Below are 12,547 nucleotides of genomic sequence, written 5' to 3' on the forward strand. Positions count from 1 at the left end.
AAATCATGTCAAATAGTAAAAGAACTTATTCAGATAAGGAACTTCAGAAACTATCCCAGCTATATAAAAGCAGAAAGATTTTACGTACCGTATTTGACACCACTAACCAGGCCATAGCAGTTTTTGAAACCATCTATAATGCAGATTCCACTATCAAAGATTTTAAATTTATTGAAGTAAATAAAATATTGCTGGACATGTATTTGGATAATAACCCTTTGGGAAAAACCTTTCTGGAAACTTCTACATGGGGAGTTAAAATGGGAATATTCGGGGCCTTTAAAAATACTATGGAAATCGGACAGGTGTTAAATGAAGAATTCCAATTTGATAAGGATGGGAATAATAGATGGTTCTGTATAACTGCGAAACCTCAAGATAATCTTTTGATAGCTACTATAGAAGATATTAGTCTACGTAAAATCGAAGCTGAGAAATTGAAAGAGAATATTAGGTTTGAACAAAATTTGACAGAGGCATCACCGGAAACAATTGTAATTATTAATCTTAGCAGTTACTGCGTACGTTATATAAATAAACATATTTTTCCTGAAGCAGGAATGACCAAAGAGAGAATTCAAGGAACACCGCTTTTAGAAGTGCTTCCTTTCATTCATCCACAGGATCGGAATAAGATTGTCAATATGCATAAAAAATTAGTAAAAGCTGCTGACGATGAAGTTATAGAAATTGAATTACGACTAAAATTAAGGAATGCCTCTTGGGAATGGTTTAATATACGCGGCAAAATTTTTGAACGCCGAAGTGTTAATTGGGTGGAGGAATATATTCTCGTAGTTAGAAATATTACCGAATATAAAAGCACCCAAGAAGCTTTATTAAAAGCAGAAAGGCTTTCTATTCAGGGAGAAGTTGCTCGAGTCTTTGCTCATGAATTACGAAATCCTTTAGCCAGTATTCGAATGTCAACAGATATTTTAAATAAAAAACTAGATGTTGAGCAAAAGAAAGAAATCGAAAATTATTTAGAAATTCTCTCCAGAAGTACAAAAACAATAGATAATCTTATAGGTAATTTACTAAATGCTTCCAATTATTCCCCTGCAGTACTGGTAAAAGAAAATCTTGTGGAAATTTTAAACGATACTCTCAATAAGGCTTCCGATAGAATATATCTTGCTGGAATAAAAGTTGTTAAAGAGTATAAGGAACCTACATATATTCTTGCTGATAAAGAAAAACTTATTATCGCATTGCTGAATATAATAGTAAATGCGACTGAAGCCACGATACCCAATGAAGGGATATTAGAAATAAAAGTAAAGAAACATCTTACTGAAAGCATCCTAAGCATCCAGGACAACGGGTATGGATTACAGCCACCCGAAATAGATCGCTTATTTGATGCCTTTTATACCAATAAAGAAACCGGAGTGGGTGTAGGTTTAACCTCTGTAAAAAATATTCTTGAAGAACATGATGCACAAATAAAAGTAAAGAGCACTCCTAACGAAGGCACTTGTTTTGAAATATTTTTCCAGAATGATCTTTTATAAAAGTTAATTCTAAATTTCATTTAAATTTCACAATATTGCTGCAACCTTATTGGATGACACAGTGAAGATTGATTTGAGGATCTCACGTAAAAATGTGCTATTACTTAACCATGTAATTGAACGTGGCTTGGTAGTTAAGGATGATGAGAAAAATGAAGGGTTGTTATCCAATATTCCTAATGAAAATCTGGAAGAATTGAAAATCATTGCCGGTCAGTATCTCGAAAAAGCCGGACTGATTGAACTCAATGAAAAATTGAATGAGTTAGGAAAAGGGAAGTGATATATTCAGGCTGGTTATTCGGTTATCCAGCCTTCTTCTTTTCTGATATTCTGAACATTGTTTGCAATGAGCCAATCTTCAAATAAAGAATCGTCAATGGGAGTAAATTTTATAAATTCTCCTGATGATAGCATTAAGGTAAAATCTTTTGCTACGGTAATATATTTAAGGAGTTCTGAAGCTGAATACTGAAATCCGGGAAAATGCTTGGCGGCTGCTTTCATATCAATATGGATTAATACCGCCTGATTTAAAATAGCGCAGGCAGCAACTTACAGCACTGAGGTCTTAGGAAACCCAACAACAATAAGTGCGCCCACGCAATAGCATGAGCGTTCTTCACTTGTTGTCCTGCTGTTATAGAAAGTTCCTAAGTTTCAGTGCCGGACTCAAAGCAAAACGCTTCAAGAATATTTTTTACAAAGATAGTTTTTTGAGTCTTAGATGGAAATGAAAAAGTTTCTATTTAATTATGTAAGCTATTTGAAAATAAAAAATCTACTGAGAATAAGTGAAATAATGAAAATAAACTACCCTCTATTTTAACTTTTTAGAGGTCAGTATTTAAATTCATATCTTCAAAGTCAATAAAATTAGGAATAATATGAATATTTTCATGGGTCAAAATCTCCTGGAGTTCTCTGATCGGTTCAAAACTGATGAAGATTGTAAAGAATACCTGGCCGGGATTAAATGGAATGACGGTTTTGAGTGCCGTAAGTGTGGTCATAAAAAATCTCAAGTAAGAAAGGATTTCTCGAGAACCTGCAATATTTGTTCGCACCAGGAGTCCGCTACTTCCAATACACTTTTCCATAAAGTCAAGTTTGGCGTGCGCAAGGCTTTTTTTATCGTCTTCGAGATGGCTACCAGCACCAAAAGTCTTTCGGCGAGCTATGTTTCTGTAGGTTTCGGGGTGACAGAAAAGACAGCCCGCCTGTTTATGCACAAAGTTCGGGAAGCCATGGAAAGCAGTGGTAACCATCCTATGGATGGAACTGTCCACGTTGATGAATTTGTTTTAGGAGGACGAGAAAAAGAACAAATTGGCAGAAGTTATAAGGCCAGGAAAAAGAAAGCGATAACGGCTGTTGAGCTAACTGATGATGGGAAAGTGAAGAGGATGTATGCTATGAGGATTGATGATTTTTTGGCCAGATCCCTGCAATATATCTTTGTTGATCATATCAGCCGTGATGCGAAAATAACAACGGATAAGTGGAGAGGGTACCGACCAATCGCAAAGGCCTATGATATCACGCAGGTGGAGAGTAATGGTGGATTAAATTTTAAAGCATTGCATACGATGATCCATCAGATAAAATCCTGGATTAGGACGACTTATTCCTGGGTAAGCGATTTCAATATCAACAGATATTTTAATGAGTTTTGTTTTAGGATCAATCGCACACAAAGCAAAGCCACAATATTCAATAATCTAGTTACTAAAATGGTCAACAAGGACAAAGTGTATCATAAGCAAATTGTATACAATTAGTTACTGACCTCTATAACTTTAATTTAAACGATCCAGGATTTTTATCATTTCCAGAAGCGTACCTTTCGGCTCTATTTTCCCATCTTCCCAATTTTCGAGTTCCTCAATAAGACTACTACCCGAATATACTGTCTTGATTTCTCCACTAAACGAAAATTCCTTTTCTCCTTTTTTGTTAAACAGCATATTTAAAGTTTCAAAGCATCTGTCTGCGGTCTGCTGAGTATCAAAAATCAGGCTGGTCAAACGCTGCTTCTTGTAATAAATAGTCAATTCTGCCACCATTTTTTTATTTTCTTCCATCTTAATTTCTATTAAAATTTAACCTGATATTTTCAACATTAAGTTACTTCAATCTCATCTTCTTATTTCTCAAAACTGGAAATGTAAGAAAAAAGAACCACATCCCTTTGGAAGGCTCGATTTACTTATTACACTCAGGATATCTCCCGCACTACGTTAAATAACTACATGCGTTTGTTCACTTTAGAGGAACTTTTTCTTTCCCATACTAATTATTCCGAATTGCTTATTTTTAGTAAATTGTATAATATTTTAAGTCTTATATTCAGCCTAGGATGGCATTTCCCTGGTGATGGTATAAGACTTATTTTATAAGGCCTTAAATGCGACTTTAGATTGCAGTCTCCTTATGCGACGGTTTAAGGTTTTTAAAAGCAGCTTTAGATAGTTTTGTAGATTTTCAAAAATCAATTCTATCTGATGAGATGCTTTTTTATTTAACGATTACCAAACTATTTCAGGGTAATCATCATAATTTAATTCTTCTATATTACAGCCTAATTCCTTAGCCCTGCTTACCATATCAGATTTCCACATTTTATATGCTGGCGAATATTGGGAATAAGCCATTAACAAATCTGGTATTCCCCGAAATCTTCTTTTTCCCGGAGTCTTGCTAAAATATTCTATATTAATGGCCTGCAGCACTAAAAAAACCAGGTCATTATGTATATCAATTCCTTGACCTAGAAAATTTTGAATTTTTTGTGCGCCCTGGGCATCATAATCAAATAAGGCTTTTTTACAATTATATTCCAGGATATAGAGGTTTGCCTGATCCAGGGCATCCAACACTACATAACCTGCATTATAGCGAAGGACGGAAATTAAATAAAGGAAGTCTGTCCATAGGTATCTAAAGCCAAAGTATTCAACCTTATTCTCCGAATCAAAAACAAAATTTTCTTTCAACCTGGAATGCTGGAAAGCTTTACGAAGCTCATAAGCAAAGCCCATTATTATATCTGATTGCCCCTTCTCTTCCTTTTTATATTCATTTACCCTCTCCCCTATTTTGTGAATGGTTTCATACAGGCTTGTTAAGTCACCGTAATCACCCCATAATTCTATTCCTGCCCCTTTCCTGGTTGGATTACTTTGAAGCATAAATAAGCATTTTAATCATGTATTCTTTTTTTCAAATATCAGTATTTAAATCAATTTGGTATATTTTATATTTAGTAATCACCAAATTTTCAATAATTGTGGAAGAGCAGGGAGCATTTAAAGAAGTACAATTTCACGATGAATTCAGGAAAGAGGTCATTGACAAATTACTTGAATTACACCGTCAATTAGTTTTACTCGAATACCTTGAAAAGGGATCAAGAATGCCATTTTTGAGAAAGATAGCGATTCTTCGTGATTTTTTTTGGAATTCAGATATTGAAGAATATTTATACGATAATGAGGATATTGGCTACACATATAAAAACCTGGAGAGGTTAATGGAAAAACTTAAAATTTATGAGCCATTCCCTAAATGGTCTTAACGAAAGCCAAAATAATACAAATTCAAAAATTTTTTATAGCGAATTCTTACTATTTGAGCGGTTATTTACACCGTTAGTGCTAGGCTTTAAAATTTAAGGATTCCTCTGAGCAGGTCTATTCTTCTTAAAATTTTCCGCCTGTTCAAAGATTTCTTCATAGACCTCGTCTCGTTCTACCGGCGGATACCCGTGTTCATCGAGTAATAGTATAAGTCCGACTTTTAGTGCAGATTTAATGTCGTTTCTTTTGCTCCAGTCCGGAAATTTAGCTTGTTCATCTACTAAATCTTTAATTGATTTTGAAAGCTCGATGAGCTTATCTTCAGGATATTGAAAATCATACTTTATACAAAGCTCTTTTAAGATGTCATAGAAAGCTTTTTCCTCAAAATCAATTCCCAGCTTTTCCCCGGCCGAAAATTCTTTTTGTACCTGCCAGATAAGATCTGTTAGCTGTTCTGCCATCTCCTCATAAACTTCACTCCGTAACACATCTCCTTTCCGTTCATTGTACCGGGAAACAAGGCCTTCCATTTTTTTGGAAAAATCTACTCCTTTTACCTTGTTCACCTTTTTTATCTCGTCAATGGCCCTGGACAGTAATTGCTGTAGAAGTTTGATTTTTGTATTGGGCAGTTTGATCTTATCGATCTTTGCCAGATAATCCTCATCAAATATATCCTGCTGGCTATTGGTTTGGTCACCCATTTTAAAGATCTCCTCTACGCCTTCACTTGCCAAAGCATTTTTGATCATTTCCCTTACCTTGGCATTCATCTGGGCGGTGTCCGGTGCATTTCCCCTGGTGAGCTTAAAGACTATAGACTTTACAGCTAAGTAAAAATGAGTATAATCCCGTTCTTCCTGAGTTAATTTTTCACTTCCCGCACAAATATCATAGGCAGCTTTCAGGCGTTTCACCAAATTCATAAAGCGCGTTTCCAACTCTTTGGTTTGTTGTACGTATTCAACGGCTTTGTTAAGGTTGTTCAACTGGCTCAAAGGATCACCCCGGAAATAATCTGTACTATCGAATTTGTGAAAAATCCTGGCCAATAAATTCAGGTGGTCCCTTACTATTTTCAGGGACTTTTCAATATCTTCAAAATTTTGCCGCTCACCCTTATTGTATTTGGCAAGTGCTAAATTCATTTGTTTTTTAATACCAATATAATCTACTACCAGTCCTTTGTTTTTACCCTGGAACTTCCGGTTTACCCGGGAAATCGTTTGTATAAGGTTATGCTGCTGGATGGGCTTATCAATATAGATACTATCTAAAAACGGAACATCGAAACCGGTGAGCCACATATCGACTACAATGGCAATTTTAAAATTCGATTTCTCATTTTTAAACTGACGGTCCAGCTCTTTCCGGTACTCTTTTGTGCCTAATAGATCATACATTTGATTGGGATCGTCTTTCCCTCTTGTCATAATCATCTTTATCCGCTCCATAGGCTTAAGCTGCTTCCTGTCCTTTTCGGTCAATTCGGCCCCTTCTTCTGCTTTTCTGACCTCTGCCCATTCCGGTCTTAATTCGATGATATTTTTATAAAGTTCATAAGCTATCTCCCGGCTACTACTTACAAAAATTGCTTTTCCTTTTACGGTGGCACCTTCCTTCAGCCTTTTTTCATAATGTTGGACAAAATCTTCTGCTATGGCTTGCAAACGATCAGGATCACCAAGAATGGCGTTCATGTTGGCCGATTGCTTTTTACTCTCTTCCACCTGGTACTCATTGGCACCTTCTTCCTCAGCAACACGATAATAGTCCTCAATCTTTTGCAGTTCCCTATTTTCAAGGGCCACTCTGGCCGATCTTCCTTCATAGACAATGCGAACGGTAATCTCGTCTTTTACCGATTCCGTCATGGTGTATTCATCTACTACTTTTCCAAATACATCTAAAGTAGCATCTATTGGCGTTCCGGTAAAGCCTACAAAAGTGGCATTCGGTAGAGAATCGTGAAGGTACTTGGCAAAGCCGAAAGTTTTCTGTACCCCTTTTTCAGTGATTTTTATTTTTTGGTCAAGATTGGTCTGGCTCCGGTGAGCTTCATCAGATATACAAATCACATTGCTTCTATTGCTAAGCAATTCTGTGTCTTCTGTAAACTTGTGTATAGTGGTAAGGAACACACCGCCGCTTTCCCTTCCTCGTATTCGCTTGCGTAGATCTGTACGGCTTTCTACACTTGCGATAGCATCATCGCCAATAAAATTTTTCGCATTGGTAAACTGTCCTGCAAGCTGATCATCTAAATCGGTTCGATCTGTAATTAAAATTATAGTGGGGCTTATAAAGTGATCACTTTTCATTAAAAGGCGGGTCAGGAAAAGCATGGTAAAACTTTTACCGGAACCGGTGGCTCCAAAATAGGTACCTCCTTTCCCGTTTCCGGCTGGTTTTTGAGCTTTCTGAATATTTTCAAATAGAGCCCGTGCCGCATAGTATTGAGGATAGCGGCACACGATCTTTTCATCCTTTTTGGAGCTGTCTGGTATATAGATAAAGTTTTTAATAATGTCCCGCAGCCTATTTTGATGCAACATCCCCTGGATAAGGGTGAACATGCTGTCAATACCATCAACATCTTTTGCCAGTCCTGCAATTCTTCGCCAGGCATAGTAGAATTCATAAGGGGCAAAAAAAGATCCAGCTTTGGTATTTACCCCATCGCTGATCACACAAAATGCGTTATACTTGAAAAGTTCCGGTATGTCCCTTTCGTAACGGACGGTCAGCTGAACATAGGCGTCATAAATGCTGGTGTTTTCCTGAATCGCGGTTTTGAATTCGAAAACAACTACCGGAATTCCGTTAATATAAAGTATCCCGTCAGGAATACGTTTTTGGGTTCCGGTAATTTCCAGCTGATTGACAAATTTATAAGTGTTGCGGTTCTCTGCTGAATAATCAATGAAATAGATCCAGATATCTTTTTGGGAACGGTCCTCCCGCTTTAGCGAAAAACCATCCGAAAGCATTTGCATAAACTCTTTGTTGCTTTCATAGAGGTCTGAAGCAGGAAGGGTTTTGAGTTTAAGAATGATGGATTCCACTTCATTTTTGGTGATCCCGTTTTCCCGGTACCTTGTCAACAGAAATTCCCGAAGGTCACTTTCAATGAGCACTTCATCTTCCTTTCGGGATATGGTACCTCCTAATTGATGCTTATAACCTTCCAGTTCCAGCTGCGTGGCAAAAACGCTTTCCAGTTGTGCTTCGGTAAACTTTTTACTCATTCCTGCCTCGTTTATTGCAATTTTTTCTGTGCTATACGTTCCCGCGCTGCTACCAGGGCGTGATGTATTTTTTGTTCCAGTTCTTCTTTTGGTGGTAATTCTGTCCAGTATTCGGCAACCATGATCCCGTTTTTGTCCATTTCTAAAAGTTCTATTTGTTCTGAACTGGCTTCAGCACATAATATTAACCCGATGGGATATTCTTCCCCCTTTTGTTTTTCGTACTTATCAAGCCATTTAAGGTAAAGTTCCATTTGCCCTTTATAGGCCGCTTTAAATTTGCCTATTTTTAATTCGATGGCTACCAGACGTTTTAATTTTCGATGATAGAAAAGCAGGTCCAGATAAAAATCTTCCCCGTCTATAATCATTCGCTTTTGGCGTTCAATAAAGGCAAATCCTTTCCCCAGTTCCAGGATAAAATACTCCAGTTCTTTTAAAATGGCGGCTTCCAAATCATTTTCAAGATAGCCATCTTTTAAACCTAGGAAATCCAGGAAATAGGGGTCTTTAAAACTATGTTGCATAGCTGTGCCGGAACGTGATAACTGACTTTTGGCTATTTCTTTGCGCTCAAAAGCTTTCCGTTCTATTTGCTTCCGGGTTTCCCTTACACTCCAGCCTTCTTCTGCTATCTGGCGGGCATAAAAGTTTCTGGTTTCTTTACTTTTTATTGGAAATAATTCTACAAAATGTGACCAGCTTAATTGTCTTGAAAGGGAATCTACAATTTGAATATCGGGATAGATTTCGGCAAACTGCATCATTCTTCTTACATTTCGGGTTCCAAAGCTATTCCCGTAACGCTTTTTCAATTGTGACGACACCGTCGTCACAATATTTTTGCCGTAATCTGCCCGTTCATTCTGCAGTATTTCTTCATTTATGCGTTTACCTACTTCCCAAAACACCAAAGTCATGGTACTGTTTACCTGTACTGCGATTTGATGTTTTCCCTGTTCGATAAGCTGGCTTAGCTCCTCTACAAGGTTATGTTGTAGGCCATTTTTATTCATTTTGTATTTATCTTATTTTATAAAAAAGCGCTCAGCTTATCACTAGATTTTGTAGGCTTATTTTTTCATTTTATTCCTGATCTTATTTTTCCAAGCCTTCGGAAGGTTCAGGTTTATAATCTATACACTTGGTTTTAGGCATATTAATATCCATTCTATTGAACGCTTCTCATTAAAGCATCAAATTGCTCTTCATCTTTCTCTTTTAGTTTCTCGACAATTATTTCAGCTGCTTTTTTCATTTCAGGAACTTCTACCGGTTGTTGGCCTCTTTCAAAAATTCCAGCTAAATGCGAATATTCATTATTTATTCTGTCTGTTAAAACTGCCGGAATGTCTTCTTCACCAAAAAACTTTCTCAATTTTTCGTTGTCATTAGATGCATCAGGATATTTATAAAATAGATATATTTCAAAAAATTTTCTTGCATTATTTCCAAAATTATAAAACATCATGTAGTTATTATCCGTGATGCTCTCCAATTTGGAACACTCAATTATTTGTTTGAATAGATGGTTGAATTCTGTTACATTCTTCTTGATGTAATCAGGCATCTCACATATGACAGATGTTTTATCCTTTCTTTCAATAATAAAATGTCTGACCCTATCTTTCTTTTTGTCATTATGACTTGGTAGCCGTTGTAAATACTTAAAAAAGTTTAAGCTATGGGTCGAAATAAAAAGTTGTTCAAAATCTTTATTATCGTAGATTTTGGTTTTTAACAATGAGTAGATGAAAAAAATATGGTTCCCGTCCAAACTTGAAATTGGGTCGTCAATCCAAACGATAGGGTTTTTATCTTTGGTAGCAACATCTTCAAGTTTGGCTACAAAATAACAGAATGCTATTAGACTTTTCTCGCCTTCACTAAGATGGTAGGCTTTTTTCCCTTCTCTATGTGTCTCAAACCGATATATTTTATTACAGGTATCTTCATCTTCAAATTCGACTGCTTTAAGACTCAAAAAATCGTGACCAAAGTGGTCATTCAAGTATTCATTAACTTTATCTGCACCTTTAATTTCGTCTTCTAATTCCTTTTGTTTAGCAGAGATTTCCTCTAAAATATCATTAATCTCTATTTGTTTGCTATCTGTTTTATCTTTCTCAGATTCTTCCCTTTTCTTTAAGACATCTAAACTTGCTATTAGGTCAAAATAGTTTATATCGTTTATAAAGTCAAAGATCTCATTTAATCTTAGATTTTCTTTCGCTTTATTTTGATCGGCATTTAACTTATTCGAATAATCATTAGATTTTTCCCTTAAATCTGCCAGTTCTTTTTTTGCATTTTCAACCTCACTAGAAAAATCAATTACTTCTTTAAATACCTGCTGATTGAGAATATTTTTCTTTCTTTCCTCTAATTGGCTTTCGATTAATTCTAACGAGTTCTTATAGTTTTGAACCGCACTTTTAAAAGTTTGTTTTGCCAATGCGTAATTTGTATGATATTTCGAATAGACCTGTTCTATATTGAAGATTTTAAAATTTAAAAGAAGGTTCTTTTCATTTGTAATTTCAGAGAGCAAATTATTTATATCTCGTTCAAGTTTATCGGATTCTTCATCAAAATGTTTATCTAATTCATTCCATCTGCTCTCATTAATTGGACTATTACAAAAAGAACAAACATCCAATTTATCTTGATGTAATTTTCGCCCTTCTTTAACCCATCTGTTCAATACGGCATCTTTCACAAGCTCTTGAATTTTATTAGACCTTCCTATTTCACGGCTCACAGCCTCACTTGCTTTAATCTTACATTCAGGAAGCTTAAGGTTTAAACTGGCTAAGGCAGGGATTTCGTTTTTAGTTTGTTCCTTTAAAACACTATCAGCTTGTAGTTTTTCTTCATCTAAAAGAGGTTTGTAGGTGTTCTTTTTAACTGATTCTATATCAGCTTTAAGCCTATTTATGTTATAATTCACCTCTCCATACTTTGTTTCATATTTGATACCACTAGGTCTCCCAGTAGCTTTATTTGCAAACAGATTGTTAAGTTTGGTTTGTGCATCTGAATGAGATTTCTTTGCAGCTTGATATAAGGCATTTAAAGATTTTAAATCTTTATGTAAACCTGTTTCTTTATCAGATTCATTTGAACCTAATCTCTCTTTAAGACTGTTTATTTCTGCTTCAATTTCATTATTTCCCTCACCGAGAATGGCAAAAGGAACTACGTTTTCCTTAGGATTTACAATAAATTTTAAATTCTCCTTTATGAAATCTTCATTGAAAACTCTGATGGTTTTGTTGTGAGTCCTAAAGTTTAATTGCGAAACATCTGCATTGTCAGTAATGCAAATACAACATTCAGGATTTTCATATTTATCAGAAATTTGTCCTGTTTCTAGTGCCCTTACGATTCTTGACAGAGTGGTTTTTCCTGAATAATTACGTCCATAAAGAATGTTTAGCTTTTTAAACTCAATAGTGTTATTCCCTTTTTTAGCTCTTACTGAGGAATCCCAATCAAACTCTTTGAATACCGCAAGGTTCTTTATGGACTTAAACTTTGTTATCATAGTACCATATTCATTTTTGACAATTTATTTTCTTCAACTAGACTCATCTTACTCAACAACACCGCTTGGAGAACGGTTAATAGGTGAATCTCTTTTATATTATATTTAACCAACTCATATCCTGAAATGACTAATTTATTGAAATTTTGATGGATCAATGTTGTAGCTGTCAAAATTCGAATACTGTTCATATTATGTTGATTTATCTTGGGCTGAGCTGCACCAGTTACAATATCTGATACATTAATTTTTGATAGAGCATTGAATAAGAATTGTATACTTATTTCTTTAGTACCTTCTAAGATATGGGAATGATTGTTGAGCCAAAATTTTCCCGAAACATATTGTAGAGCAGGGTAACCATTCTCATCTATTATATTAGCTCCATCTTCTGAGAATAATAAATAATCACCATCATAGATATAATCATCAATATAATCGACTATTGACATTGCTCCATAATAAGGTACGGTACCTTGTCTCACGGCTCTTTCTTCCTTGGATAGTGGTTTTCTTCTGTTATCCAAGCAGTTCGATATATCTCCAAGATGCTTCACTACCCACCTCTCCGGAATTTCCTTATCCAGTTCCTCATTATAAACCATTTTTCCACCGGATGATTTATATGGCTCACCTTCGTCATTAGGGAATTCA

General features: G+C 35.6%; 11 protein-coding genes. 4 read left to right on the forward strand and 7 right to left on the reverse strand.

All coding sequences use genetic code 11. The features are described from left to right. Positions 1–5: 5 nt before the first annotated feature. The gene (locus RM539_RS17980; RefSeq protein WP_311504808.1) at positions 6–1,517 is read left to right on the forward strand and encodes an ATP-binding protein; all 1,512 of its coding nucleotides are present in this window, start codon (positions 6–8) and stop codon (positions 1,515–1,517) included. 61 nt (positions 1,518–1,578) lie between these two features. Beyond that, entirely contained in the window at positions 1,579–1,800 is a 222-nt protein-coding gene (locus tag RM539_RS17985; protein ID WP_311504809.1) for a hypothetical protein, read from the forward strand. Between the two features lie 14 nt (positions 1,801–1,814). Here RM539_RS17985 and RM539_RS17990 read toward each other — a convergent pair whose 3' ends face one another. Beyond that, entirely contained in the window at positions 1,815–2,024 is a 210-nt protein-coding gene (locus RM539_RS17990) for a hypothetical protein (RefSeq protein WP_311504810.1), read from the reverse strand. A 380-nt stretch (positions 2,025–2,404) separates the two neighbouring features. On the opposite strand from RM539_RS17990, the gene RM539_RS17995 reads away from it, so the two are divergent. Beyond that, positions 2,405–3,298, forward strand: coding sequence for an IS1595 family transposase (locus tag RM539_RS17995; RefSeq protein ID WP_311504811.1), 894 nt, complete (start codon positions 2,405–2,407; stop codon positions 3,296–3,298). A gap of 18 nt (positions 3,299–3,316) precedes the next feature. Here RM539_RS17995 and RM539_RS18000 read toward each other — a convergent pair whose 3' ends face one another. Then, positions 3,317–3,601: a hypothetical protein gene (locus RM539_RS18000; protein WP_311504812.1), complete on the reverse strand. Its 285-nt coding sequence runs from the start codon at positions 3,599–3,601 to the stop codon at positions 3,317–3,319. Positions 3,602–4,045: 444 nt separating this feature from the next. Continuing rightward, a complete protein-coding gene (locus RM539_RS18005; protein ID WP_311504813.1) occupies positions 4,046–4,708 on the reverse strand; it encodes a DUF6904 family protein in 663 nt (220 codons plus the stop codon). Between the two features lie 98 nt (positions 4,709–4,806). Here RM539_RS18005 and RM539_RS18010 point away from each other — a divergent pair, with 98 nt between their 5' ends. After that, the gene (locus RM539_RS18010) at positions 4,807–5,094 is read left to right on the forward strand and encodes a hypothetical protein (RefSeq protein ID WP_311504814.1); all 288 of its coding nucleotides are present in this window, start codon (positions 4,807–4,809) and stop codon (positions 5,092–5,094) included. Positions 5,095–5,187: 93 nt separating this feature from the next. On the opposite strand, the gene RM539_RS18015 is transcribed toward RM539_RS18010, so the two are convergent. The 4 genes from RM539_RS18015 to RM539_RS18030 form a co-directional block, all read right to left on the reverse strand. Then, positions 5,188–8,346: a type I restriction endonuclease subunit R gene (locus tag RM539_RS18015; protein ID WP_311504815.1), complete on the reverse strand. Its 3,159-nt coding sequence runs from the start codon at positions 8,344–8,346 to the stop codon at positions 5,188–5,190. Between the two features lie 11 nt (positions 8,347–8,357). Next, positions 8,358–9,362: a PDDEXK nuclease domain-containing protein gene (locus RM539_RS18020; RefSeq protein WP_311504816.1), complete on the reverse strand. Its 1,005-nt coding sequence runs from the start codon at positions 9,360–9,362 to the stop codon at positions 8,358–8,360. Between the two features lie 155 nt (positions 9,363–9,517). Further along, positions 9,518–11,893 carry an AAA family ATPase gene (locus tag RM539_RS18025; protein WP_311504817.1) on the reverse strand — a complete coding sequence of 792 codons (2,376 nt, stop codon included), beginning with the start codon at positions 11,891–11,893 and terminating at the stop codon, positions 9,518–9,520. Continuing rightward, positions 11,890–12,547 (reverse strand): restriction endonuclease subunit S (locus RM539_RS18030; protein WP_311504818.1); only part of this gene is annotated, 658 nt, incomplete at its 5' end. The genes RM539_RS18025 and RM539_RS18030, both read right to left, overlap by 4 nt.

It is taken from the genome of Autumnicola musiva (assembly GCF_031846585.1).
GTDB classification, from domain to species: domain Bacteria; phylum Bacteroidota; class Bacteroidia; order Flavobacteriales; family Flavobacteriaceae; genus Autumnicola; species Autumnicola musiva.

Coding starts and splice junctions, on each gene's coding strand:
- RM539_RS18015 (WP_311504815.1), bottom strand. CDS start 8,346: ATGAGTAAAAAGTTTACCGAAGCACAACTGGAAAGCGTTTTTGCCACG.
- RM539_RS18020 (WP_311504816.1), bottom strand. CDS start 9,362: ATGAATAAAAATGGCCTACAACATAACCTTGTAGAGGAGCTAAGCCAG.
- RM539_RS18000 (WP_311504812.1), bottom strand. CDS start 3,601: ATGGAAGAAAATAAAAAAATGGTGGCAGAATTGACTATTTATTACAAG.
- RM539_RS17995 (WP_311504811.1), top strand. CDS start 2,405: ATGAATATTTTCATGGGTCAAAATCTCCTGGAGTTCTCTGATCGGTTC.
- RM539_RS18025 (WP_311504817.1), bottom strand. CDS start 11,893: ATGATAACAAAGTTTAAGTCCATAAAGAACCTTGCGGTATTCAAAGAG.
- RM539_RS17980 (WP_311504808.1), top strand. CDS start 6: ATGTCAAATAGTAAAAGAACTTATTCAGATAAGGAACTTCAGAAACTA.
- RM539_RS18005 (WP_311504813.1), bottom strand. CDS start 4,708: ATGCTTCAAAGTAATCCAACCAGGAAAGGGGCAGGAATAGAATTATGG.
- RM539_RS17990 (WP_311504810.1), bottom strand. CDS start 2,024: ATGAAAGCAGCCGCCAAGCATTTTCCCGGATTTCAGTATTCAGCTTCA.